This window comes from Gordonia sp. 852002-50395_SCH5434458, assembly GCF_001665905.1.
Taxonomy (GTDB): Bacteria; Actinomycetota; Actinomycetes; order Mycobacteriales; family Mycobacteriaceae; genus Gordonia; species Gordonia jacobaea.
On the sequence record NZ_LZTC01000018.1, the window covers coordinates 13,707 to 38,112 of the forward strand.

Annotated in this window: 22 protein-coding genes and 2 tRNA genes; 17 read left to right on the plus strand and 7 right to left on the minus strand. The window is 64.8% G+C overall.

What is annotated here, in order from left to right; translation table 11 throughout:
* Positions 1-294 precede the first annotated feature (294 nt).
* The 3 genes from A5785_RS03470 (at position 295) to ilvC (ending at position 3,874) form a co-directional block, all read left to right on the plus strand.
* A complete protein-coding gene (locus A5785_RS03470) occupies positions 295-2,265 on the plus strand; it encodes an acetolactate synthase large subunit (RefSeq protein ID WP_005205229.1) in 1,971 nt (656 codons plus the stop codon).
* Positions 2,262-2,762: an acetolactate synthase small subunit gene (gene ilvN / locus A5785_RS03475; RefSeq protein WP_005205228.1), complete on the plus strand. Its 501-nt coding sequence runs from the start codon at positions 2,262-2,264 to the stop codon at positions 2,760-2,762. The genes A5785_RS03470 and ilvN overlap by 4 nt, the downstream gene beginning before the upstream one ends.
* A gap of 98 nt (positions 2,763-2,860) precedes the next feature.
* Complete coding sequence (gene ilvC, locus A5785_RS03480) at positions 2,861-3,874, plus strand: ketol-acid reductoisomerase (RefSeq protein WP_005205225.1); 1,014 nt, start codon at positions 2,861-2,863, stop codon at positions 3,872-3,874.
* A 189-nt stretch (positions 3,875-4,063) separates the two neighbouring features.
* Here the strand turns inward: ilvC and A5785_RS03485 are convergent, their stop codons facing one another.
* Positions 4,064-4,726: a trypsin-like peptidase domain-containing protein gene (locus A5785_RS03485; RefSeq protein WP_064864568.1), complete on the minus strand. Its 663-nt coding sequence runs from the start codon at positions 4,724-4,726 to the stop codon at positions 4,064-4,066.
* Between the two features lie 349 nt (positions 4,727-5,075).
* On the opposite strand from A5785_RS03485, the gene serA reads away from it, so the two are divergent.
* From serA to A5785_RS03510, 5 genes are all read left to right on the plus strand, one after another.
* Positions 5,076-6,671: a phosphoglycerate dehydrogenase gene (serA, locus tag A5785_RS03490; protein WP_005205222.1), complete on the plus strand. Its 1,596-nt coding sequence runs from the start codon at positions 5,076-5,078 to the stop codon at positions 6,669-6,671.
* Positions 6,668-7,678 carry a 3-isopropylmalate dehydrogenase gene (locus A5785_RS03495; protein ID WP_064864569.1) on the plus strand — a complete coding sequence of 337 codons (1,011 nt, stop codon included), beginning with the start codon at positions 6,668-6,670 and terminating at the stop codon, positions 7,676-7,678. The genes serA and A5785_RS03495 overlap by 4 nt, the downstream gene beginning before the upstream one ends.
* Positions 7,679-7,955: 277 nt before the next feature.
* On the plus strand, positions 7,956-8,306 hold the full coding sequence (locus A5785_RS03500) for a GntR family transcriptional regulator (RefSeq protein ID WP_064864570.1): 351 nt from the start codon (positions 7,956-7,958) through the stop codon (positions 8,304-8,306).
* Complete coding sequence (locus A5785_RS03505; protein WP_064864571.1) at positions 8,303-9,295, plus strand: hypothetical protein; 993 nt, start codon at positions 8,303-8,305, stop codon at positions 9,293-9,295. The genes A5785_RS03500 and A5785_RS03505 overlap by 4 nt, the downstream gene beginning before the upstream one ends.
* A gap of 144 nt (positions 9,296-9,439) precedes the next feature.
* Positions 9,440-9,928: a hypothetical protein gene (locus A5785_RS03510; RefSeq protein WP_064864573.1), complete on the plus strand. Its 489-nt coding sequence runs from the start codon at positions 9,440-9,442 to the stop codon at positions 9,926-9,928.
* Between the two features lie 15 nt (positions 9,929-9,943).
* On the opposite strand, the gene A5785_RS03515 is transcribed toward A5785_RS03510, so the two are convergent.
* Positions 9,944-11,161 (minus strand): MFS transporter, encoded by a 1,218-nt coding sequence (locus A5785_RS03515; protein WP_005205212.1) that lies wholly within the window; start codon positions 11,159-11,161, stop codon positions 9,944-9,946.
* A 170-nt stretch (positions 11,162-11,331) separates the two neighbouring features.
* Here A5785_RS03515 and A5785_RS03520 point away from each other — a divergent pair, with 170 nt between their 5' ends.
* From A5785_RS03520 to A5785_RS03540, 5 genes are all read left to right on the plus strand, one after another.
* Entirely contained in the window at positions 11,332-12,105 is a 774-nt protein-coding gene (locus A5785_RS03520) for a fumarylacetoacetate hydrolase family protein (protein ID WP_039855258.1), read from the plus strand.
* Positions 12,102-12,926 carry an alpha/beta fold hydrolase gene (locus A5785_RS03525; RefSeq protein WP_005205204.1) on the plus strand — a complete coding sequence of 275 codons (825 nt, stop codon included), beginning with the start codon at positions 12,102-12,104 and terminating at the stop codon, positions 12,924-12,926. Before A5785_RS03520 ends, A5785_RS03525 begins: the two co-directional genes overlap by 4 nt.
* A 43-nt stretch (positions 12,927-12,969) precedes the next feature.
* Positions 12,970-14,448, plus strand: a complete 1,479-nt coding sequence (gene gltX, locus A5785_RS03530) for a glutamate--tRNA ligase (protein WP_064864575.1) — start codon at positions 12,970-12,972, stop codon at positions 14,446-14,448.
* A gap of 85 nt (positions 14,449-14,533) precedes the next feature.
* A tRNA-Gln gene (locus A5785_RS03535) sits at positions 14,534-14,605 on the plus strand.
* Between the two features lie 65 nt (positions 14,606-14,670).
* Positions 14,671-14,743: transfer RNA gene (locus A5785_RS03540), tRNA-Glu, on the plus strand.
* A gap of 65 nt (positions 14,744-14,808) precedes the next feature.
* Here A5785_RS03540 and A5785_RS03545 read toward each other — a convergent pair.
* Both A5785_RS03545 and A5785_RS03550 read right to left on the minus strand, forming a co-directional pair.
* Positions 14,809-15,324 carry a pyridoxamine 5'-phosphate oxidase family protein gene (locus tag A5785_RS03545; protein WP_005205202.1) on the minus strand — a complete coding sequence of 172 codons (516 nt, stop codon included), beginning with the start codon at positions 15,322-15,324 and terminating at the stop codon, positions 14,809-14,811.
* 18 nt (positions 15,325-15,342) lie between these two features.
* Positions 15,343-16,080 carry an IclR family transcriptional regulator gene (locus A5785_RS03550; protein WP_005205200.1) on the minus strand — a complete coding sequence of 246 codons (738 nt, stop codon included), beginning with the start codon at positions 16,078-16,080 and terminating at the stop codon, positions 15,343-15,345.
* 114 nt (positions 16,081-16,194) lie between these two features.
* Between A5785_RS03550 and leuC the strand changes: the two genes are divergently transcribed.
* From leuC to A5785_RS03565, 3 genes are all read left to right on the plus strand, one after another.
* The gene (leuC, locus tag A5785_RS03555) at positions 16,195-17,622 is read left to right on the plus strand and encodes a 3-isopropylmalate dehydratase large subunit (RefSeq protein ID WP_064864577.1); all 1,428 of its coding nucleotides are present in this window, start codon (positions 16,195-16,197) and stop codon (positions 17,620-17,622) included.
* Between the two features lie 70 nt (positions 17,623-17,692).
* Positions 17,693-18,286, plus strand: coding sequence for a 3-isopropylmalate dehydratase small subunit (gene leuD, locus A5785_RS03560; protein WP_005205196.1), 594 nt, complete (start codon positions 17,693-17,695; stop codon positions 18,284-18,286).
* Positions 18,287-18,462: 176 nt separating this feature from the next.
* A complete protein-coding gene (locus tag A5785_RS03565; RefSeq protein WP_005205195.1) occupies positions 18,463-19,110 on the plus strand; it encodes an HU family DNA-binding protein in 648 nt (215 codons plus the stop codon).
* 100 nt (positions 19,111-19,210) lie between these two features.
* Here the strand turns inward: A5785_RS03565 and A5785_RS03570 are convergent, their stop codons facing one another.
* Genes A5785_RS03570 through cofC form a run of 3 tightly spaced genes read right to left on the minus strand, consistent with a single transcriptional unit; the run spans position 19,211 to position 23,249 of the window.
* On the minus strand, positions 19,211-20,125 hold the full coding sequence (locus A5785_RS03570) for an NUDIX hydrolase (RefSeq protein ID WP_005205193.1): 915 nt from the start codon (positions 20,123-20,125) through the stop codon (positions 19,211-19,213).
* Between the two features lie 45 nt (positions 20,126-20,170).
* Entirely contained in the window at positions 20,171-22,369 is a 2,199-nt protein-coding gene (locus A5785_RS03575; RefSeq protein ID WP_005205192.1) for an RNA degradosome polyphosphate kinase, read from the minus strand.
* Positions 22,370-22,376: 7 nt separating this feature from the next.
* Positions 22,377-23,249: a 2-phospho-L-lactate guanylyltransferase gene (gene cofC, locus A5785_RS03580; protein ID WP_231895422.1), complete on the minus strand. Its 873-nt coding sequence runs from the start codon at positions 23,247-23,249 to the stop codon at positions 22,377-22,379.
* Between the two features lie 137 nt (positions 23,250-23,386).
* Between cofC and A5785_RS03585 the strand changes: the two genes are divergently transcribed.
* The gene (locus A5785_RS03585; protein ID WP_039855255.1) at positions 23,387-24,400 is read left to right on the plus strand and encodes an NAD(P)H-dependent glycerol-3-phosphate dehydrogenase; all 1,014 of its coding nucleotides are present in this window, start codon (positions 23,387-23,389) and stop codon (positions 24,398-24,400) included.
* Positions 24,401-24,406 lie beyond the last annotated feature (6 nt).

A 24,406-nucleotide genomic window follows, 5' to 3' on the forward strand; every position in this document is an offset into this window, starting at 1 on the left:
TGCTTTCCCACGATGTGGGACTCAGGTGTCCGTAGTTTGACTCAGTGATGTGCACAGCCCTACCGTGAACAACGTGATGCACAAGGATCTTCTCGTAGTAATCGGCCGGCGCGTCGTCGCCTGATCGGTCACTTCGTAGACCCAACCAGCATCGACGCGCCACCCTCGAACAGCCTTGCTGTCGGGGGTTTTTTGTTGTCAACGACATGGTGAACCGATCTCCATGCGCAATCACAAGTCAATCGAATCCCAGTCCGTCGCAGGACGCCGAACAGAAGATGTGAGGACCGTGCAGTGAGCGCACCAACAGCACGCGCCGCCAGCGGGGCCGATGCCACAACCGAGCCCGCAGCCAAGAGTAATGGCACCGCAGCCAACGTGCTGCGCGAACAATCACCGGCGGCGGGCACGCTCCGCGCCGTGCCGCAGAACACCGTCGCACCCGAGCGGGTCAGCGGTGCGCAGTCGGTGGTTCGATCGCTCGAGGAGCTCGGCGTCGAGGTGGTTTTCGGTATTCCCGGCGGCGCTGTTCTGCCGGTCTACGACCCGCTTCTCGACTCGCAGAAGGTGCGGCACGTTCTCGTTCGTCATGAGCAGGGTGCTGGTCACGCTGCCACCGGCTATGCACAGGTCACCGGTCGCGCCGGAGTCATGATGGCGACGTCGGGTCCCGGTGCGACCAACCTCGTCACGCCGCTGGCCGACGCGCAGATGGACTCGGTCCCCGTCGTGGCGATCACCGGCCAGGTCGGCCGGGCACTTATCGGCACCGATGCGTTCCAGGAGGCCGATATCTCCGGCATCACGATGCCGGTCACCAAGCACAACTTCCTGGTGAGCAACGCCATCGACATCCCCCGGATCATCGCCGAGGCGTTCCACATCGCCGAAAGCGGCCGTCCCGGTGCGGTTCTCGTCGACATCCCCAAGGACATCCTGCAGGCGCAGACCACCTTCTCGTGGCCGCCGCAGATCGATCTGCCCGGCTACCGTCCGGTGACCAAGCCGCACGGCAAGCAGGTTCGTGAGGCAGCTCGACTGATCAACGCCGCGAAGCACCCCGTGCTCTACGTCGGTGGCGGTGTCATCAAGGCCAACGCATCGCCGGAGTTGCTCGAACTTGCCGAGCTGACCGGCATCCCCGTCGTCACCACCCTGATGGCTCGCGGAGCGTTCCCGGATTCGCACCAGCAGCACCTCGGCATGCCCGGCATGCACGGCACCGTGGGAGCCGTTGCGGCACTGCAGCGTTCGGATCTGTTGATCACTCTCGGCGCGCGCTTCGACGACCGTGTCACCGGACAGTTGGCGTCGTTCGCGCCCGACGCGAAGGTGATCCACGCCGACATCGATCCCGCTGAGATCGGCAAGAACCGCGTCGCCGATGTCCCGATCGTCGGCGACTGCAAGGCTGTCATCTCCGATCTGATCGAGACGCTGCGCAACGAGCGTGCCACCAGCGACACGTCGCAGGATCTCACCGAGTGGTGGGCCTACCTCGACCGCATCCGCCGCACCTACCCGGTGAGCTACGACCGTCCCGCCGACGGTTCGATGTCGCCGGAGTTCGTCATCTCGCGCGTCGGGCAGCTCGCGGGCCCCGACGCCGTGTACTGCGCGGGCGTCGGCCAGCACCAGATGTGGGCCGCACAGTTCATCTCCTACGAGAAGCCGCGTACGTGGCTGAACTCGGGTGGTCTCGGCACGATGGGCTACGCCGTTCCCGCGGCGATGGGCGCCAAGATGGCCGATCCCGACGCCGAGGTGTGGGCCATCGACGGTGACGGTTGTTTCCAGATGACCAACCAGGAGCTGGCCACCTGCGCGATCGAGGGCATCCCGATCAAGGTGGCGCTGATCAACAACGGCAACCTCGGCATGGTCCGTCAGTGGCAGACGCTCTTCTACGAGGAGCGCTACTCCAACACCGACCTCTCGACCCACTCGCGGCGCATCCCCGACTTCGTCAAGCTCGCGGAAGCGTTGGGCTGCGCGGCATTCCGTGTCGAGAACGAAGCCGACGTCGACGACGTGATCGCCCAGGCGCGTGAGATCAACGACCGCCCGGTCGTCATCGACTTCATCGTCGGCGCCGACGCCCAGGTCTGGCCGATGGTCGCAGCGGGTACCGGCAACGACGAGATCATGGCCGCCCGCGACATCCGGCCGCTCTTCGACGACAACGAGTCGGCCGCCGAAGACGTCGCCGAGATCCACGAAATCGTCAACCAGCAGACCAATCTCGGCCAGGAGGGTCGGAAGTGAGTACTCATACCCTGAGCGTTCTGGTCGAGGACCTGCCCGGTGTTCTCGCGCGCGTGTCGTCGCTCTTCTCGCGCCGCGGATTCAACATCGAGTCGCTCGCTGTCGGCCCGACCGAGATGAAGGGTGTCTCGCGAATGACCATCATGGTCTCCGTCGAGGACTTCCCACTCGAGCAGGTCACCAAGCAGCTCAACAAGCTGATCAATGTGATCAAGATCGTCGAGCAGGACCCGGCGTCGTCGGTGTCCCGCGAACTGATGATGGTCAAGGTGCGCTCCGACGCTTCGGTGCGCAGTGAGGTCATCGAGGTCGTGAATCTGTTCCGCGCCAAGGTGATCGACGTCTCGCCCGAGTCGTTGACCATCGAGGCGACCGGAACGTCGGAAAAACTGGAGGCCCTGCTGCGGATGCTCGATCCGTACGGCATCCGCGAGATCGCCCAGTCCGGTGCGGTCACACTGGGTCGAGGACCCAAGAGCATGTCGGCCAACCGCTGACGTTCTGAAGAAAACAACCTGTCGTAAGACAACATACGAGCCCCGGCCGCAAGACCACTTCGACTGGGGCACAAGTAGATATCGAAGGGAATCCAACTGTGGCGATCGAATTGTTCTATGACGACGATGCCGATCTGTCGATCATCCAGGGCCGCAAGGTTGCTGTGATCGGCTACGGCAGCCAGGGCCACGCGCACTCGCTGTCGCTGCGCGACTCCGGCGTCGACGTCGCGATCGGCCTGCGTGAGGGCTCCAAGTCGCGTGAGAAGGCGGAAGAGCAGGGCCTCAAGGTCATGTCGAACGCCGAGGCCGCCAAGTGGGCCGACGTCATCATGCTGCTCGCTCCCGACACCTCGCAGGCCAAGATCTTCACCGAGGACATCGAGCCGAACCTCAAGGACGGCGACGCGCTGTTCTTCGGCCACGGCCTCAACATCCACTTCGGCCTGATCAAGGCTCCGGAGAACGTCACCGTCGCGATGGTCGCCCCGAAGGGTCCCGGTCACCTCGTGCGTCGTCAGTTCGTCGACGGCAAGGGCGTTCCCGCCCTGATCGCCGTCGACCAGGACCCCAAGGGTGAGGGACAGGCGCTTGCACTGTCGTATGCATCGGCTATCGGTGGTGGCCGCGCCGGCGTCATCAAGACGACCTTCAAGGAAGAGACCGAGACCGACCTCTTCGGTGAGCAGGCCGTGCTCTGCGGTGGCACCGAGGAACTGATCAAGACCGGCTTCGAGGTCATGGTCGAGGCGGGCTACGCACCCGAGATGGCCTACTTCGAGGTGCTGCACGAGCTCAAGCTCATCGTCGACCTGATCTACGAGGGTGGCATCGCCCGCATGAACTACTCGGTGTCCGACACCGCGGAGTTCGGTGGCTACCTGTCGGGCCCGCGTGTCATCGACGCCGATACCAAGGACCGCATGCGCGCCATCCTCTCCGACATCCAGGACGGCACCTTCGTCAAGCGCCTCGTCGCCAACGTCGAGGGCGGCAACAAGGAGCTCGAGGATCTGCGTAAGAAGAACGCCGAGCACCCGATCGAGGTCACCGGCAAGAAGCTGCGCGACCTGATGAGCTGGGTGGATCGTCCGATCACCGAAACCGCCTGATACTCAAAGGACTCAGCACCGGCCCGGTTCCCGTCAGGGAGTCGGGCCGGTGTCGTTTTACCGGCGCGCCACGGCGGGTCGCGCTCGGCGGTCGCACTCGGCGTCGACTGAACCCGGACACGCGAAAACGCAACACCCCGAGGCGAAGTGGTTGCCTCGGGGTGTTGCGTCGGTTGTCTTGTCAGTCGATCAGATCAGCGAGAAACCCTTGTACCTGGTCGATTTCACGTAGTCGAGCACGGGGCCGATGTTGGTTCCGGTCTCCGGTCCGATGCAGCCGACGAAGTAGTACGCGTTGACCATGCCGACGAGCCGGTCGCCGACGACCACGGGGCTACCCGAATCGCCTTCGATGACGCAGATCTGGGAGAAGTGCACGTCACCGTCGGAGAACCACGAGATGCCGCAGGTGTTGCCGGTGGTGCGACCCTGCTTGCACGCGACGGTGGGGAAGCCGAGGGGCTTGGTGTCGATGCGGTTGATCGTCACACCGTTCACGGTCCGCAGCGGCACGACGCGGCTCTTGTCGAACTCGATGATCGCGACGTCTTCTTTGGGATCCGAGTAGGTGATGGTGCCTGCCTGGCCACGACTCTGGAATGTCTCGGAGAGCACCTTCTGGCCGGGCTTGCCGCAGTGGCCTGCGGTGATACCGATCAGCTCACCGGTCTTGGCGTTGCCGATCGTGGTGAGGGTGCAGGCGGCTGCGCTGTTGCCACCCTTGAGGACCAGGATTCCCGACCCTCCGCCGAGATAGATCTTTGCCGGGGCAGCAGTGGCGCTACCGGCCCCCCAGCCAGCCAGCAATACTGCGGCGAGAACAGCCAGCATTGCTGTCAGCTTCCTCATCATTCACATGCTCCACTCTTGTTAACACCGGTCCCGCCTGAGCGGCGGGTCTTGCACACCGTAACGGTCGGCGGCCAAGACGAGCTGCACCTGGAATCCAGATGCGGTTGCTTTGCAACCTGTCTGTGATGACGTGTCCGATATTGGAATCGTCGGCCGCGTAATGACGATCACAATGTACAGGTGTTTCCTGAGTAAGAGCTTCGACGACGCAGACCGGCTGTTCAGGCGCGTCGGACGCCCCTCTAAGCTGAGTGCCGTACGTCGTTGGCGCTTCGATTACGTCTTTTCGATATTTCGACACGTCTTCGGCGTCCCGATTCCTGTGTAACCGATCTACGGAGAATTCACTGTGACCTCAGCTGGCAGTCCGGTCGTCCTGATCGCCGACAAACTGGCCCCCTCGACCGTGGAAGCGCTCGGCGATGGCGTCGAGGTGCGGTGGGTCGATGGCCCCGACCGTCCCAAGCTCCTCGAGGCAGTGGTCGATGCGGACGCAATCCTCGTGCGGTCCGCCACCACCGTCGACGAGGAAGTGCTCGAGGCGGGCAAGAACCTCAAGATCATCGCCCGTGCGGGCGTGGGCCTCGACAACGTCGACGTACCTGCCGCGACCGCACGCGGCGTGATGGTGGTCAACGCTCCCACCTCCAACATCCACACCGCCGCCGAGCACGCCGTCTCGCTGCTGCTCTCGGCCGCACGTCAGATCCCCGCCGCCGACGCCACGCTGCGTGAGCACACCTGGAAGCGGTCGTCGTTCAATGGCGTCGAGATCTTCGACAAGACGGTCGGCGTCGTCGGGCTCGGTCGTATCGGCCAGCTCGTTGCCGCGCGTCTCGCCGCGTTCGAGACACACGTCATCGCCTACGACCCCTACGTCTCGCCCGCCCGCGCGGCGCAGCTGGGTATCGAATTGGTCAGCCTCGACGAACTGCTCGAGCGTGCCGACTTCGTGACCGTGCACCTGCCGAAGACCCCGGAGACCCTCGGGTTGATCGGCGCCGACCAGCTCGCACGCACCAAGAAGGGCGTCATCATCGTCAACGCCGCTCGCGGTGGACTCGTCGACGAGCAGGCTCTCGCCGACGCGATCACCTCGGGCCAGGTGCGCGCTGCAGGCCTCGACGTCTTCGCCACAGAACCGTGCACCGACTCGCCGCTGTTCGAGCTGCCGCAGGTTGTCGTCACGCCGCACCTCGGTGCGTCGACCAGTGAGGCGCAGGATCGCGCGGGCACCGACGTCGCCAAGAGTGTGCGTCTCGCGCTTGCGGGCCACTTCGTTCCCGATGCCGTCAACATCACCGGTGGAGCCGTCGACGAAGAGGTCGCGCCGTGGCTGGAGATGTCGCGCAAGCTCGGCGTACTGATCGGTGCGCTGAGCAGCGAACTGCCGTCGTCGATCGTCGTCGACGTTCGTGGTGAGCTCGCATCGAGCAACGTCGACGTCCTCGCACTGTCTGCCCTCCGCGGACTCTTCTCGGCCGCGCTCGACGAGCCGGTGACGTTCGTCAACGCGCCGACGGTCGCCGCCGAGCGCGGTGTGACCAGCGAAGTCGTGACCAACACCGAGAGCCCCAGCCATCGCAGCGTCGTCGACGTCAAGGCCGTCTACGCCGATGGTTCGGTGCACAACGTGTCGGGTGCGATCACCGAGCCTCGTCAGGTCGAGAAGATCGTCAACATCAACGGCCGCAACTTCGACCTGCGGGCCGAGGGACTCAACCTGCTCGTCAGCTACGTCGACCAGCCGGGTTCGCTGGGCAAGATCGGTACGTTGCTCGGCAACGCGGGCATCGACATTCTCGCCGCGGCGCTCTCGCAGGACACCGACGGTGGCGGCGCGACCATGATGCTGCGCGTGAGCAAGAACGTCGACGACGCCGTGGTCACCGAGATCTCCGAGGCTGTTGACGCGACCCTGATCGAGCAGGTGGATCTGTCATGAAACTCGCTGTCATCGCCGGAGACGGCATCGGCCCCGAGGTCATCTCCGAGGCGCTTGGCGTCTTGACGACGCTCGTGCCCGAGGTGGACGTCACCGAGTATGACCTCGGTGCTCGTCGCTACCACCGCAACGGCGAACTGCTCACCGACGACGATCTGGCGTCGCTACGTGAGCACGACGCAATCCTGCTCGGCGCCATCGGTGATCCGTCGGTGCCCTCGGGTGTGCTCGAACGCGGACTGCTGCTCAAGATGCGGTTCGCGCTCGACCATCACGTCAATCTGCGGCCGTCGCATCGCTTCCCGGGCGTGACGTCGCCGCTGGCCGGCGATCCCGACATCGACTTCGTCGTGGTCCGTGAGGGCACGGAGGGTCCGTACACCGGCAACGGGGGAGCGATCCGCGTCGACACCCCGCACGAGGTCGCGACCGAGGTCAGCGTCAACACCCGCTACGGGGTGGAACGAGTGGTGCGCAACGCCTTCGAGCGTGCGACCAACCGTCGTAAGCATCTGACGTTGGTCCACAAGACCAACGTGCTGACCTTCGCCGGCTCGTTGTGGAGCCGCACCGTCGACGCCGTCGCCGCGGAGTACCCCGACGTGAGCGTCGACTACTGCCACGTCGACGCCGCGACGATCTACCTGGTGACCGATCCGGGCCGGTTCGACGTGATCGTCACCGACAACCTGTTCGGCGACATCATCACCGACATCGCGGCAGCGGTCAGCGGCGGCATCGGCCTGGCGGCGTCGGGCAACATCGACGCCACGGGCACCAACCCCTCGATGTTCGAGCCGGTGCACGGCAGCGCCCCCGACATCGCCGGGCAGCAGAAGGCCGACCCGACCGCGGCCATCCTGTCGGTGGCGCTCCTGCTCGATCACCTCGGATACGCCGACGAAGCGCGCCGCGTCGAAAAGGCCGTCGCCGACGATCTTCTCGACCGCGACGGCGCGACGCTGTCGACCGGCGAGATCGGCAAGCGCATCCTGGATCGTCTCTGATCAGTTGTCCTCTTCTCGGGCCGGAACCTTCGGGTTCCGGCCCGAGTCGTTTGTGGGGGCACCGACGCAGTGCACATGAGCCCGCACGAGGAGGGCGTGTCGGTCGTCGGGGTCGGGCCCGCAGAAAACCGCGCCCCTCGGGACGTCGGAACGTACCGGTACATGCGAGCGACCCACAGGGCGCAACTTTCTACGAGCGCGTCGCGCGCGAGAGATCACCGGGATCGACCGAGCATCAAAAGTTGTTCTATTTAAACTAGAACTATATGATCAGGACATGCTCATCCGCATCGACGCCGCAGATCGCGCGCCGATCTTCACTCAGATCGCCGCGTCGGTACGTGGCGGCATCGCGCGCGGGGAGTTGGCCCAGGGCGAGCGGCTTCCGTCTGCTCGCGATCTGGCGGCGTCGCTCGACGTGAATATCCATACCGTGTTGCGCGCGTACCAAGAATTGCGCGACGAGGGACTGGTCGAGCTGCGCAGGGGTCGGGGTGCCGTGGTGTCCGGAAACGCTCCGCACACTGCAGAGCTCGCCGATGCGCTCGACCGACTCGTCGACGCGGCCCGCCGCTTCGGAGTCGGGCCAGCGGAACTGACCGTCGAAATCACCAGGAGGATGTCATGAACCATCCGTCGTCTCAACACCGTTCGGGGAGAGTGGCAGCTGTCCTGCTGGGCACTCTGCCGTCCATCGCCGTGCTCGTCGTCGCGTTGGTGCTCTTGCGTATCTGGCGTGCGGATCTGCCGAAAGAGATTGCTACGCATTGGAACTCGCACGGAGTCGACGGCACGATGAGTCTGACCGGTGTCGTCGCCACCGTGGTGGTGATCGCGGTACTCGGCGCAGTCCTGGGAGGTGTGGCGGGGTGGTACATCCGTGAATCGGGCCCGCTGCGGGCCACGCTCGCCCTTGTCAACGGACTGACGGTGTTCGTGGTCGCCGGGATCGTGAGTACCGTTGGCGCCCAACGCGGTATCGCCAGTGTCTACGAAATCGGCATTCCGGCAATCGAACTCGTCGTCGCGGGTGTGATCGGACTGGTCGTGGGGCTGGCCACCGCGGCGCTGGTGCGCCGCAGGGAGCTGCCGACGCCGGCGCCGGTCGGCGATGTGCCTGTCGCCGAACTCGCTGTGGGAGAACGCTTTCTGTGGCAGCGGCGAGTATCGACATCGGCGACGTCACTGATCATCGTAGGACTTGTGCTGTTCGTAATCGTCGTGCTCGCGGTTCTGCTGCGGGAGCCATGGTTGGTGCTGCCGGGTGTCGTCGCCGCGTTGGCCAGTGCGATCCTGTGGTCTGCCCGCGTGACTGTTGATCGGGAGCGAATCGCCGTGCGAGGCGTACTCGGATGGCCTCGGGTCACCGTCCCCATGAGTGACGTCGTCCGCGCCGAAGTCACTCAGGTCAACGCATTGCGCGACTTCGGTGGGTACGGTCAGCGGCTCTGTGTGCACGGGCGGTTGCGCGGAGTGCGCGGCATCGTCCTACGATCCGGGTCCGCACTGATGCTCACTCGACTGGACGGCGGCCGTGAACTCGTCGTCGTCCCCGACGCGCAGCAGGCCGCGGGTTTGGTCAATGCGTGCGTCGCGCAAGCACACTCGCGTCGGTGACTTGCTCGACGGCCCGCGTATTGCGTTCGACGGATTGGCGCGCGGGCCGATCAGCGTGACAATCGAGCTATCTGGTTCTGCACGTCGGCGTTACGGGTGTGCGGGTTACGAGACTGTGCGGTTGAGAAGACTACGGAGGTGCCGATGACAGGCAACGGCTCCGTGTCCGTTATCCGGTCGCGGACGGCAGCGCTCGGCGTCGGGCCCGCCGTCGGGATGAGCGTCGTCGCGGTAATCCTGCTGGCCGCTTGGCGACCCGGTCTGCCGGATGCCATTGCGACGCATTGGGGTCATCACGGTGTCGACGGCACCAACAGTTTCTCGCGAGTCTGTGCCACGGTCGGAGTCGTTGTCGCTGTTGCCCTGGCTGTCGGTGCCGTAACAAGCTGCACCGCGCGAGCGGTCCCGATGTTGGCCGCGACACTCGCCATCATCAACGGGTTGGTCGTCTTCCTCGTCGCCTTCATGTTCGGGGTCACAGGCGCTCAGCTCGGCCATCACGGAGCGCCGTCGGCCGCATTGCCTGCACTGTGGTTCGTCTTCGGCATGATCCTCGGGCTTGTCGTCGCGGTGGCGACGGCGATAGCCGCGTCGACATGGTGCCTTCGACGGGACCCGCCGAATCGGCGATGACGGGTGGGCGCCACCTCAGGAGACCAATTCCTCCTGTGGGACTGCGTCTTTCGGAATGAGTGGCGTCGCTATGACCGGTGCGGCGGCGCTGACGAGAAAGGCGAGTGGAAATCCCGCAGCGCCGATCAGAAGTCCGAACAATGGCGTGGTTGCCGCCGTTGCCAGGTACTGGGCGGTGTTCTGAATCGCGAGGCCGCGGCCACTCCATTGTGGCCCTGCGTATTCGGCGATCGCGGTGAATGCGAGACCATTGTCGGCAACGGTGATGATCGAGGCGATCATCATCAACGCCGGCGCCAACGGCGTGTGCAGCCAGTCGGTGACGGCCAGCATCGCCATCGCCGCCGCGGCGCCGATGGCGATCAGCCGAATCGGACGCATGCGTGACAACCAGGCATCCGACCAGCGACCGGCCGCGATCCTGCCCAACGCGCCGATCACCTGGGTGATCGTCACCAGAATGCCCGCTGCGGCCGGAGACCAGTGCCGCGCGACGATCAGCCAGGTCGGTACAAATGTCCATAGCATCTGCTGTGGGATCACCAGCAAGACGCTGACTGCATGGACTCGTGCGAGAAACCAGCTCTCGCGGTACGGGTTTCGACGTTGCGCTGGGGCGGTGGCGCCGGTTGCCGACGGTGCGGGCGGATCGATCACGCCGAACACCACGGCAGCCAAGCCGATCGCGGTCACCACGGCGGGCACCGCCAGCGCGGCGGCGACGGAGTGGCGCGCGGCGATGACGGGCATGGTCAGTGCGCAGACGCCGATGCCCAGCGGCTGCGCCATCTGCCGGATTCCCATTGCGGTGCCGCGCAATTCGGGCGGAAACCATCCGACGACGATGCGGCCGCTGGCGCCGTTGGCCGCGCCGGAACCCACTCCCGCGATAAATAGGCAGACCGCGATCGCGACGTACGACGCATGGGCGGCAGCGGTGATCGCGGCTGCGGACGTGCCGACAAGGGTGATGGAGACCGAGATCAGCAGGATCGTCCGCTCGCCGTAGCGATCAAGAAGCGTGCCCCAGCCGACGATCGCGATCATGAGGCCGATCGTCGGGATCGTGGCCAGTACAGAGGCCTGGGCGAGTGACATGCCTTGCTGGGTGTGTAGCGCGGGAATGAGGTACGCAACCCCTCCGACGACAACCGCAGTCGTCATCGCGGCGACCAACGAGCACGCGAGCATGGTCCAGCGCCTGGCGTTGCTGATGGTGGACGTTGTCGTCATCGCGGACCTCCTTCGGGTGTGTCCTGGCAGCGGGGACCAGGTGGCGTCGTCGCGCTCTCGGGCCACTCTCAAATAATGAGATTGGATGTTCACATTCTAAGACCGACGCGACGCGGGCTCAATTTCGCGTCCCACAGAGTGGACGCGGTGGGTGCGCTAGTGTTCTTGGTATGCGTCTTGGCCGAATTGCGAGTCCTGATGGTGTGGCTTTCGTCTCGATCGAAGAGTCGGACGGCTCTTCGATCGCCAAGGAAATCGCCGAACATCCCTTTGGTACACCGACGTTCACGGGTAGATCGTGGCCGCTGGCCGACGTTCGATTGCTGGCGCCGATCCTCGCGTCCAAGGTGATCTGCGTCGGGAAGAACTACGCGGCACACGCCGCCGAAATGGGTTCGGAAGCGCCGGAGAGTCCTGTGATCTTCCTCAAACCCAACACCTCCATCGTCGGACCCGAGGTGCCCATCGTGCGCCCGCCGTCGTCGGAACGTGTCGACTTCGAGGGCGAGCTCGCCATCGTGATCGGACGTCCGTGCAAGGACGTGAAGGCCGCCGACGCCGCCGGTGCGATCCTCGGCTACACGGTCGCCAATGACGTGACCGCTCGCGATCAGCAGAAGATCGACGGTCAGTGGACGCGCGCCAAGGGCTACGACACCTTCTGCCCGCTCGGACCCTGGATCGAGACCACATTCGACCCGTCCGACGCCGCGATCACGACGGAACTCGACGGCGAGGTGCGTCAACGCAGTCGCACGTCGCTCATGCTCCACGACGTCGGAGCGCTGGTGGAATGGATTTCACGCGTGATGACCCTGCTCCCGGGCGACGTGATCCTGACCGGAACGCCCGAGGGGATCGGTCCGATGGTTGCCGGGCAACGTGTTTCGGTTACGGTCGAGGGCATCGGCACCTTGAGCAATCCGGTGGTCGACAAACCGTGAGCGGATCGGGCGTGGCACGCGTCAACGGAATAGAGCTCGCCTACGAGCGCACGGGCGCGGGCCCCGCGGTCGCGATGGTGATGGGCAGCGGCAGCCCGGGGCGCGTGTGGAAGGCCAATCAGGTTCCCGCGCTTGTGAAAGCCGGGTACGAGGTCGTCACATTCGACAACCGCGGGATCGCGCCGTCGTCGGAGTGCGCCGACGGGTTCACCCTCGACGACATGGTCGCCGACACCGCGAGCCTGATCGAATCACTCGGCATTGCACCGGCATTCGTCGTCGGAACCTCCCTCGGCGCACGGATCACGCAGGAGTTGGCGCTCGCGCGACCGGATCTCGTCCGCGGCGCGGTGATGATGGCGACCTACGGGCGTACCACCGTTCTGCAGGAGACCTTCTCGGTGGGCGAGCGCGCGCTGTACGACAACGGAGTCGAGTTGCCGCCGGAGTATGAGGCGGCGATCACTGCCGAGCAGAACCTCTCCGCGCACACACTCGCCGACGACCGCGCGACCCGCGACTGGCTCGACGTCATGATGTTCTCGCAGCAGAAGATGACGCCGGGTATGCGTGCGCAACTCGGAATCCACACGAACGAGCCCAACCGACTCGATGCGTACCGCCGCATCGCCGTTCCGTCGCTCGTCGTCGGATTCAGCGACGATCGACGACTTCCTGTCGAGCTCGCCCGTGAAGTGGCCGATGCGATCCCCACCGCGGAGTATGCGCAGGTCGACAAGGCCGGGCACTTCGGATATCTCGAGCAGCCTGCCGAGGTGAATCGACTGCTGATCGACTTCCTCGGTCGCCACCGCGACTGAGCACGCGCTCGGAGGTCGGTGCCCATTCGATACGCTGACCTCCATGAGCAGCGCGCAGGGAGTCCGTGTCCGTTTCTGTCCGTCGCCCACGGGCACACCGCATGTGGGAATGGTGCGGACCGCATTGTTCAACTTCGCCCAGGCCCGTCATGACAAGGGCACCTTCGTCTTCCGGATCGAAGACACCGACGCCGCGCGCGACAGCCAGGAATCCTACGACGCGATCCTCGAGTCGCTGCGCTGGCTCGGGCTCGACTGGGACGAGGGCCCCGAGGTCGGCGGCCCGTATGCGCCCTATCGGCAGTCGGAACGTCGCGGCATCCACCAGGACGTCGTGAAGCAACTCCTCGACGCGGGTGAGGCCTACGAGGCGTTCTCGACGCCCGAGGAGGTCGAGGCCCGCCACCGCGCGGCAGGGCGTGACCCCAAACTCGGTTACGACAACTTCGACCGCGACCTGACCGACGAACAGCGCGAGGCCTATCGCGCCGAGGGCCGCAAAGCCGTTGTCCGCCTTCCGATGCCCGACCACGACATCACCTGGAACGATCTCGTACGCGGGCCGACGACCATCAAGGCCGGCACCGTTCCCGACTTCGCGCTCACCCGTGCCAACGGTGACCCTCTCTACACACTCGTCAATCCCGTCGACGACGCGATGATGAAAATCACCCACGTGCTGCGCGGTGAAGACCTCTTCTCGTCGACGCCCCGTCAGATCGCGCTGTACGAGGCGCTCATCCGGATCGGCGTCGCCGAGCGTGTCCCGGAATTCGGGCACCTGCCGTTCGTGATGGGGGAGGGCAACAAGAAACTCTCCAAGCGCGACCCGCAGTCGAATCTGTTCCACCATCGCGATCGTGGATTCCTCCCGGAGGGTCTGCTCAATTACCTCGCGCTGCTCGGTTGGGGCTACTCCCACGAGACCGACGTGTTCACGCTCGAGCAGATGATCGACAAGTTCGACGTCCGCGACGTGAACTCCAACCCGGCACGCTTCGATCAGAAGAAGGCCGACGCGATCAACGCGGAGCACATCCGCATGCTCGACCTCGACGACTTCGCGGCGAGGCTCAAGGCGTACCTGGTCACCCAGGGATTCCTCACCGACCCGATCGACGACGAGCAGTTCACCACGATCGCCGAACTGGTGCAGACCCGCATCCAGGTTCTCGGTGAGGCGTGGCCGCTCATCTCCTTCCTCTACGTCAGCGATGACGAGTTCGCGATCGACGAGAAGTCGGCAGCGAAAAACCTCGGCGTCGACGCCGGGCCGGTCCTCGACGCCGCGATCTCGACGCTGTCCTCACTCGCCGAGTGGAACACCGACGCCATCCAGGAAGCCTTGACGAGCGCGCTGGTCGACGGACTCGAACTGAAACCACGAAAGGCGTTCGGGCCCGTGCGTGTGGCGATCACCGGATCGCACATCAGTCCGCCGCTGTTCGAGTCGATGGAGTTGCTCGGACGCGACAAGAGCCTCGCACGGCTCCGGTCGGCAGCGGGCCAGGTGGCCAATTAGCGGGTCTGACCAGGCGATTTGTAGTAACCCGGTCGGCCTCTGCTAGGCTATCGCAGGTTGTTTTCCTCACGGAGAACGAGACCTTTGGGGTATGGTGTAATTGGCAACACAGCGGTTTCTGGTACCGCCATTCTAGGTTCGAGTCCTGGTACCCCAGCGAAAGCCGGGACACCAAACCCTGGCTTTTATAACTGAATATCGAGACATCTGATGTCGTTTCTTGGCCCCGTCGTCTAGCGGCCTAGGACGCCGCCCTCTCAAGGCGGTAGCGCGGGTTCGAATCCCGTCGGGGCTACAAGAAAAACGCACTTCTCCTTTCGGAGAGGTGCGTTTTTTTGTTGCCGCGCCTTCGAAAGCGGGTCAGGCCTGTAACCCCGATGAGTCGACGACGGCCGTCGACCCGGCGACCGGCATCGGGTCGAGGCCGAGCTTGCGGTGATCCCAGGACCGAACGCGCGCCGGGACGAGCCGCACGGCCACGCGCTTGTGCATCATCTGGTCGACGAAGGGCTTCATCTCGTCGGTGTAGGGGCCCGTGTAGCGTTCCCAGACACTCACACCGATGCGATGGCAATGGTCGGGATCGTCGTGGATTTCCGCATGTCCTTCAAAGGCGACGCCGCGCAGAGTGTCGTAGGTGTCGCCGTCCTCGATGAGGACCGAGCATCGCGCGTCGCGGCCGAGATTGACCGCCTTCTGCGACTTGGCCTTTGTCTCGAACCAGATCTCGCCGTCGATGACGCCGTACCACATGGCGACGAGATGGATACCGCCGTCGGCGCCGTGGGTCGCGAGAGTTGCTGTGCGACTGCGTTCGACGAAGTCGGTGATCTCGGCGTCGGACATGACGATCTGTTGACGTTGGTTTGTTCCCATGCCCAGACGCTAACCGAATCAGCCTCGCGCGGTTGGCACTAACCGTTTCTGGATGGCCTCGGCGGCGGCGAGTAGATCGGCAGCCCACCGAGCGCCGGGGCGTCGGCCCATACGATCGATCGGCCCGGAGACCGAGATTGCCGCAACCACATCGCCGTTGGCGTCGCGCAGCGGTGCCGAGACACTGGCGACACCCGCGGCTCGCTCACCGGCGCTCTGCGCCCAGCCGCGGCGGCGGATCTCGTAGAGTGCGCGTTCGCTGAAGACGCTGTCGTGTAGAAGCGCCCGCTGGGTCGACGGTTCGGCCCAGGCGAGCAGGACCTTGGCCGCCGAGCCCGCGCTCATCGGGAAGCGGGTGCCCACGGGTACGGTGTCGCGCAGTCCGGTTGGCGGTTCCATGGCCGCGATGCAGACGCGTTCGGAGCCTTCTCGGCGATAGACCTGAACGGATTCGCCGGTGATCTCACGCAGTCGGGGGAGCACCATGAGTGCGGCCTCCTGGATGGGATCGTGCGCGCTCGACGCCAACTCGCTCAGGGCGGGCCCCGGGTACCACCGTCCGGCGGCGTTGCGTGCAAGCAGGCGATGTGTCTCCAATCCGACGGCCAACCGATGGGCCGTTGCCCGCGGCAGGCTGGTGCGCTCGCAGAGCTCCGTGAGGTTGGCCGGGGCATGCGCGACGGCCCGTAATACGATCACGGACTTGTCGAGTACACCGATTCCGCTCTGCGGTTCCGGTGCGCTATCCTTTCCCATAGGACGATACTAGCGGTCCACATCGTGAGATGCACGCGAGAGGCGGCACAGCCCGCCGACTCCCGCCGCATCCCACCCCAAACCACAAGTGCTACAGCCAGAATGAGTGCAGTGATGACGAACAGCGCAAGTAAGCCTCGTACTCTCGCCGAGAAGGTGTGGGACGACCACGTCGTCGTACGCGGAGACGCGAACGGCGGGAACGACCCCGATCTGATCTTCATTGATCTCCACCTCGTTCACGAGGTCACCAGCCCGCAGGCATTCGAGGGTCTGCGGCTCGCAGGCAGGCCCGTGCACCGACCGGATCTGACGATCGCGACCGAGGATCACAATGTGCCGACGGTCGACACCAACCTGCCCATCGCCGACCCGGTGTCACGGACCCAGGTCGACACGCTGCGAAGCAACTGTGAAGAGTTCGGTATTCGCCTGCACCCCATGGGCGACAAGGAACAGGGCATCGTTCACGTCGTCGGACCTCAGCTGGGACTGACCCAGCCGGGAATGACGGTTGTCTGCGGCGACAGTCACACGTCGACCCACGGCGCCTTCGGTGCGCTCGCCATGGGAATCGGGACATCGGAGGTCGAGCACGTGCTCGCGACGCAGACGCTGTCGTTGCGACCGTTTAGGACGATGGCCATCACGGTCGACGGCGAATTGGCGCCCGGTGTCACGAGTAAGGATCTGATCCTGGCCGTCATCGCCAAAATCGGTACGGGCGGCGGACAGGGCTACGTGCTCGAGTATCGCGGTAGCGCCATCGAAAAACTCTCGATGGAAGCGCGGATGACCATCTGCAACATGTCGATCGAGGCGGGCGCGCGTGCGGGCATGATCGCTCCCGACGAGATCACCTTCGAATTCCTCAAGGGCCGCCCCAATGCTCCGAAGGGAGCGGATTGGGATGCGGCCGTCGAGTATTGGAAGTCGTTGCGCACCGATGACGACGCCGAATTCGACGAAGAAGTGCATATCGACGGCGCGTCGTTGAGTCCCTTCGTCACGTGGGGCACCAATCCCGGCCAGGGAGCGCCACTCTCGGCGTCGGTGCCGGATCCGGCCGACTTCGGCGACGAGAATGCGGCGGGCGCGGCGTCGAAAGCCCTTGAGTACATGGACCTCACCCCCGGAACCCCGTTGCGTGAGATCAGTGTCGACACCGTCTTCGTCGGCTCGTGCACGAATGGTCGGATCGAGGATCTGCGTGCCGTCGCCGAGATCCTCGACGGCCGGACGGTCGCCGAAGGTGTTCGGATGCTTGTGGTCCCGGGTTCGATGCGGGTGCGTGCGCAGGCCGACGAGGATGGTCTCGGTGAGATCTTCACCGCCGCAGGCGCGGAGTGGCGTCAGGCCGGTTGCTCGATGTGTCTTGGAATGAACCCAGACCAGCTCGCGCCCGGCGAGCGCTGCGCGTCGACGTCGAACCGCAACTTCGAAGGGCGACAAGGCAAGGGCGGCCGTACGCATCTCGTGTCACCCGCCGTCGCCGCGGCAACGGCTGTGCGAGGCACACTGTCGTCGCCCGCGGATCTGTGACAGGCGCGCAACGCGCCGTCTGAGTCCGCCATCTCCGAAGCCAACTCCCAGATCGCAAGAGGCACACATCATGGAACCATTCATCACTCACACAGGCATCGGCGTTCCGCTGCGTCGAAGCAACGTCGACACCGACCAGATCATCCCCGCCGTCTACCTGAAGCGTGTGACCCGCACCGGTTTTGAGGACGGACTGTTCGCCGGGTGGCGCACCGACCCCGACTTCATCCTCAACGTCGAACCCTGGAATCGCGGTTCGGTTCTGGTCGCGGGTCCCGACTTCGGCACCGGGTCGTCGCGCGAGCATGCGGTCTGGGCACTGTCGGACTTCGGTTTTCGCGTTGTCATCTCGTCGAGGTTCGCAGACATCTTCCGCGGCAACGCCGGAAAGGCCGGTCTCGTCGCCGCACAGGTCGAGCAATCCAACGTCGAACTGCTCTGGAAGCGTCTCGAAGAGCAGCCGGGCCTCGAACTGACTGTGAGCCTCGAAGATAGGACCGTAACCGCGGGAGACCTCGTGGTGCCGTTGACAATTGATGACTACACGCGGTGGCGTCTGATGGAGGGACTCGACGACATCGGGCTGACATTACGGCAGGTAGACGCGATTTCTGAGTACGAGCAGCGTCGCCCGTCATGGAAGCCGACAACATTGCCGCTCTGATTTACGGCTCTAGGCAAGCCTTTCCGCGATACGACGACGGAAGTGCCCGAAAGCGTGACGAATTGGTGACACGTCGCGCTAATTGGCGTGGAAGATGGAAGTTTTCGGCGTCGACGTTTACCGTGTGGTGGTAGCTGGCCTGATAAGAGGGCCAGATCGGCTTGCGGAGGTATCCAATGAACAAGGCAGAGCTCATCGATGAGCTGACAGTAAAACTCGACACGGATCGAAAGACCGCGACCGAGGCAGTCGAGCAGTTGGTCGACTCGATCGTGCGCGCAGTCAATAAGGGTGAGAGCGTCACCATCACCGGCTTCGGTGTCTTCGAGAAGCGTCGTCGCGCACCACGCGTCGCGCGCAACCCGCGCACAGGCGAGACTGTCAAGGTTCGCGCGACGTCGGTGCCCGCGTTCCGTCCGGGTGCTCAGTTCAAGGCTGTCGTGTCCGGCAAGCAGAAGCTCGCCTCGTCGGGTCCGGCCGTGAAGCGTGGCAGCGGCGCCACCACGGGTACCGCGGCCAAGAAGACCACTGCGGCAAAGAAGTCGACAGGTACCGCGGCGAAGAAGACCACCGCCGCGAAGAAGACGACGACTGCGGCGAAGAAGACCACCGCCGCGAAGAAGACGACGACTGCGGCGAAGAAGACGACGCCGGCAAAGAAGACCACCACCGCGGCGAAGAAGACCACGCCGGCAAAGAAGACCACCACCGCGGCGAAGAAGACCACGCCGGCAAAGAAGACCACGACTGCGGCCAAGAAGACCACGCCGGCAAAGAAGACGACGGCCAAGAAGACAGCCGCCAAGAAGACGACCCGTCGCTGAAAGTCTCGCAGCGACAAGTTCACATCCTCAACTCACCCCCGATGGTCTTCCCCCGTCGGGGGTGAGGTGCGTTGGGAGCCGATTCAACTGCGCTGGCGGGTCACTCGACGTCGTGGCCGGGGAACGGGCTGTCGATGTGGTCGGCGGCGACGAGCTTGCCCTGATGCGTCGACACCACCCACACGCTCGCCTTGCGGTTACGCGAGGCAGGCAACGAGACGCCGTCCTGCTTGCCCCACCACTCCATGAGCGGCGGAATCACCTTGCCCTGACTGCATACTGCGCGCACGACGGAACCAGAATCGGTCGCGAGGTCGACGATGCGTCGTTGCGCGGCAACGGGGTCGTCGCGGTAGGCCTCTTCCGACAGCGTCGATTCCGTGATGATCGGCACCCCCAGCGCACGAGCGGTCGGCGCAACGGTTTGCTCGCACCTGGTCCGGTCGGCGCTGTGTATCTCGTTGGTACCGAACGCGGGGAGCAGTACCGACAGCGCGTCGGCCTGTGTGCGTCCCTCGGGGTCGAGCGGACGCAGCCGGTCGTCGCCGTGGTAGCGGGAACGACTGCCTGCCTTGGCATGGCGAACCAGCAGCAGAGTATCGAGATCGACTGGGAGCCTTAGGAATTCGCGTAGTACGCGGCGATCCTGCGAGTAGCTCAGAAGCCGCTCTGCCGCGTCGATGCCGAGCCACTCCATCTCGTCGACTTCGTGGTTCTCGACGAATTCTCCGCCGACAGCTCGAGCCGACCAATACCGCACGCGCTTTCGGCCGCTCGAGATGTCGTAGCCGACGTCGCGGAGATACCTGCCGATGCGTACGCGGTAACCGGTCTCCTCGCCGATCTCGCGCACCGCGGTCATCACGAGTGTCTCGTCGGCTTCGATCTTCCCTTTGGGTAGGGTCCAGTCGTCGTAGCGAGGTCGATGGATCACACCGATCTCGACACCGTTGTTCTCCCGCGGACGCCACAGCACGCCGCCCGCAGCCCAGATCGTCTTGTGTGTCTTAGACATTGCCTGTGATGCTAGTGGCCGAAGGTTACGAAAAGGGTGGGCTTGTCACATGCCTGCGTCGCGACGGCGGGTGCGCCGCATCATCTGTCGTTGATGGTCGCGTACCTCTTCGCCCGCGGCGGGTGAGGCCATCCAGCTTCCGTCCGATTGCAGGACCCAGCATCGTGTTCGGGGGTCGAGCGCCGAGTCGAAGATGTCGCCGAGTTCGGCGGTCAGCCGGTCATCGCGCACCTGCACCATCACCTCGATACGTCGATCGAGGTTGCGGTGCATCATGTCGGCGCTGCCGATCCAGTACTCATCCTGCGCCCCGAAATGGAAGATGCGTGAGTGTTCGAGGAATTGGCCGAGGATCGAGCGCACGTGAATGTTGTCGCTGACGCCCGGCATCCCGGGACGCAATGCGCAGATTCCACGCACGACGATTTCGACCGGAACGCCGTTCTGCGATGCGCGGTACAGGGCATCGATCACCTGCTCGTCGACGAGAGCGTTGGCCTTCAACCGAACTCGGGCGCGGGGATCGCCTTCGTGCTTGAGTTCGATCTCACGGTTGATGCGCTCGACGATGCCGGAACGAATCCCGGTGGGAGCGACCAGGATGTTGCGGTACTCGCGTTTACGGGAGTAACCGGTCAGTGTGTTGAACAGGTCGGTCAGGTCGGCGCCGATGTCCGGTGCGGCAGTGAACAATCCGACGTCCTCGTAGAGCCGAGCGGTCTTCGGGTTGTAATTGCCGGTGCCGATGTGGCAGTAGCGTCGGATCGACGATCCCTCACGACGCACCACAAGGCATGTCTTGCAGTGGGTTTTGAGTCCGACAAGGCCGTAGACGACGTGCACGCCTGCCTGCTCGAGCTGGCGCGCCCACTTGATGTTGGCCTGTTCGTCGAAGCGAGCCTTGATCTCGACGAGAGCCACGACCTGCTTGCCTGCCTCGGCAGCGTCGATGAGCGCGTTGACAATCGGCGAGTCACCGGAGGTGCGATACAACGTCTGCTTGATCGCGAGGACCTGCGGGTCGGCTGCAGCCTGCTCGATGAATCGCTGCACGCTCGTCGAGAACGAATCGTAGGGGTGGTGCACGAGGACATCGCCTTCGCGCAACGTGGAGAACACACTCTTGGGCGTCTCCCGCTCGCCGAACGCGGGATGTGTCGACGGTACGAACGGGGGGTCCTTGAGCTGTGGCCGGTCGAGCGAACCGATCTCGAACAGCGACGCCAAATCGAGCAGCCCGGGAACCTGGATCACGTCGGCGGGGTTGACGTCGAGTTCACGCAGGAGCAGTTCGAGCATGTGCTCGGTCATGTCGTCGGCGACCTCGAGTCGGACCGGCGAACCGAACCGGCGTCGTGCGAGTTCACGTTCGAGCGCCTGAAGCAGGTCTTCGTCGCGATCCTCTTCGACCTCGAAGTCTGCGTTGCGCGTGATACGGAACGCGTGGTGCTCCACGATCTCCATGCCAGGGAACAGATGTCCGAGATTGGCGGCGATCAGATTTTCCATCGGAAGGAAGATCGCGGTGCGATGTCCTTTGCCGTCGGCTTCCGCACTGGGCGGCATCAGTCGATCGACACGGACGAACCGATTGACGTTGTCGGGCACCTTGACTCGCGCGAAGTGCTCGCCACCCTCGCCGGCGTCGCGCACCGTGACAGCGAGGTTGAGGCTCAGTCCGCTGATGTAGGGGAAGGGGTGGGCGGGATCGACGGCGAGGGGCGTCAGCACCGGGAACACGTCATCGTGGAAGTACTCGACCATCCGGGCCTGCTGGGCCTCGGTCAGATCCGACCAGCCGACGACGTAGATGTCGTTGTCCGCCAGTGCAGGACGCACCGAGTCGAGGAACACTCTGGCGTGCCGGTCGGCGAGGGTCTGGGTGCGTCCGGCGATCCGCAGCAACTGTTCGCGCGGGGAGAGTCCGTCGGCTGAGCGCACCGACAGGCCGGTTTCGTCACGGCGCTTGAGACCCGCGACGCGGACCATGAAGAACTCGTCGAGATTCGACGCGAAGATCGCGAGGAACTTCGCGCGTTCGAGCAGCGGGATCGACGTGTCCTCGGCGAGGGCGAGAACACGCGAATTGAAGTCGAGCCAACTCAGCTCGCGATTGAGGTATCTGTCCTCGGGAAGATCGGCTGACTCGCCCGGTTCGAGAGTTGCCGCGGGCGGCGCACCAGGAATCGCACTGATCGGTTGTGTGGTGACCGGAGTCGTCGTGGTGTCGTCAGCTGTGCTCACCGTTCAATCATGACGCATCGGACTGATCGCCGACACCGCTGGCCGTCGCGTCGGAGATCTCGGCATTTCCGAGCACAGAGAGTGTGTGCTCGCCGACGCCGAGTCGCAGTGCGGCGGCGAGATCATCGACGGTGTCGACGTCGGTGCGCACGTCGGGCCAGAGGAGATGCTCTGGGTCGAGTTCGACAACGCCCGCGGAACGATGCGCCGCAGCCGAATCCGGCCCGAAACGCGGCAATTCGTGCGCCGTCATCGGCCGCAGCAGAAGAGATGTGCCCGTGCCTGCGCGGTCGGTCACCATCGACTCGCCGCGCTCGACTGCGGCGTCGACGATCTCGCGCAGACTCGACGGCTGCGCCGCGGGAAGGTCGGCCTGGACGATCACGACCCATCGATGCAAAGGCCACATGGTTCGAGCCTCCGCGGCGCCGAGCGCGTAGGCCGCGTTCAGGTCGCCTGCGACGTCGCCGGGCTCGTCGACGACGTGTGCCGAGAGCTGCTGGGCCCGCTCGCGGACCCGGTCGTCCGGGGTCACGACGACGACGTCGCGAATTCCTGCTTCGTGCAGGGTGCCGATGGTGTCCGCGAGCATGGCGAGCACGAAGGCGCCCGGATCGGCCCGCAGGCGCTCGCGCTGTGCGGGGGAGAGCTCGATCAGGGACGTCTCGGGAGTCTCAACCCCTGCGGCGTCGCTCATGGTGGAGACCAGACGCGATTTGGCGTCGCCGAGTCGTTTGACCGCGAGGACCGCGACCACGGTGCCGAGCGCGCACTCGTCGCCGGAGTCGCCGCAGTGCTGCCCGCGATCGGCGGGTACCGGAGCGTCGGCGGGCATGCGTCGTCGCTCGTTCGGATGACCGCGTACACAGGAGAGGGTCATGTAGACATGATGACCCATGCACGAGAGGACGTGTGGACGCGAGGGGTGATCGGCGTCGCAGGTTCTCGAATCGATCGGACGGGCATCGTCGGCGGTCTACCCTTGACCGAAGCGATGTCGGGCGAATGAGGAGAGTTGTGCGGGCGGTTGTGATGGGTGCCGGGTCATGGGGCACGGCGACGGCGAAGGTACTCAGCGACGCGGGGACCGACACCACCCTGTGGTGTCGGCGAGAAGAACTCGCCGATCGGATCAACGAGTCGCATACCAATGCCGACTACCTGGCGGGAATCACCCTTCCCGCGAATCTCACGGCGTCGAGCGACATCGCCGAGGCGCTGACCGACGCCGATCTCGTGGTGTGTGCTGTCCCGGCGCAGTCGCTGCGCGACAACCTCGCCAACTGGCGCCCGCACCTGAGCGACGACGCGACGCTGGTCTCGCTGGCCAAGGGCATCGAGACGTCGACGCTGATGCGTATGAGCGAGGTGATCGCCGAGGTCGCAGAGGTTCCCGCCGAGCAGATCGCGGTGCTCACCGGGCCGAATCTCGCGCGTGAGGTCGCCGAGGGCCAGCCCGCCGCAACGGTGATCGCGTGCTCCGACCTCGCGCGTGCCGAACAGCTACAGCAGATGTTCAACACCGGGTACTTCCGGCCGTACACCAACACCGACGTCATCGGCTGTGAGATCGGCGGTGCGGTCAAGAACGTGATCGCGCTGGCGTGCGGTATGGCCAGCGGCGTCGGATTCGGGCAGAACACCCTCGCGACGATCATCACTCGTGGCCTCGCGGAGACCATCAGACTCTCGAGCGCAGTCGGTGGGCAGATCGAGACCCTCGCCGGTCTCGCGGGTATCGGCGACCTCGTCGCCACCTGCTCGTCGCCGCTGTCGCGCAACCGCACCTTCGGTGCCCATCTCGGGCAGGGTGCGACGATGGAAGAGGCGCAGGCCGCAGCGTCGGGTCAGGTCGCCGAGGGCGTGAAATCGTGCACGTCCGTCACGGCACTCGCCGAGAAATACCAGGTCTCCATGCCGCTCACCGAAGCTGTGAACAGTGTCTGCCACGACGGCCTGCCCGTCGCCGACGCGGTCAGCTCATTGCTGGGTCGCAAGACCAAACCGGAGTTCCGAGCCGGCGACGCGTGATCTACC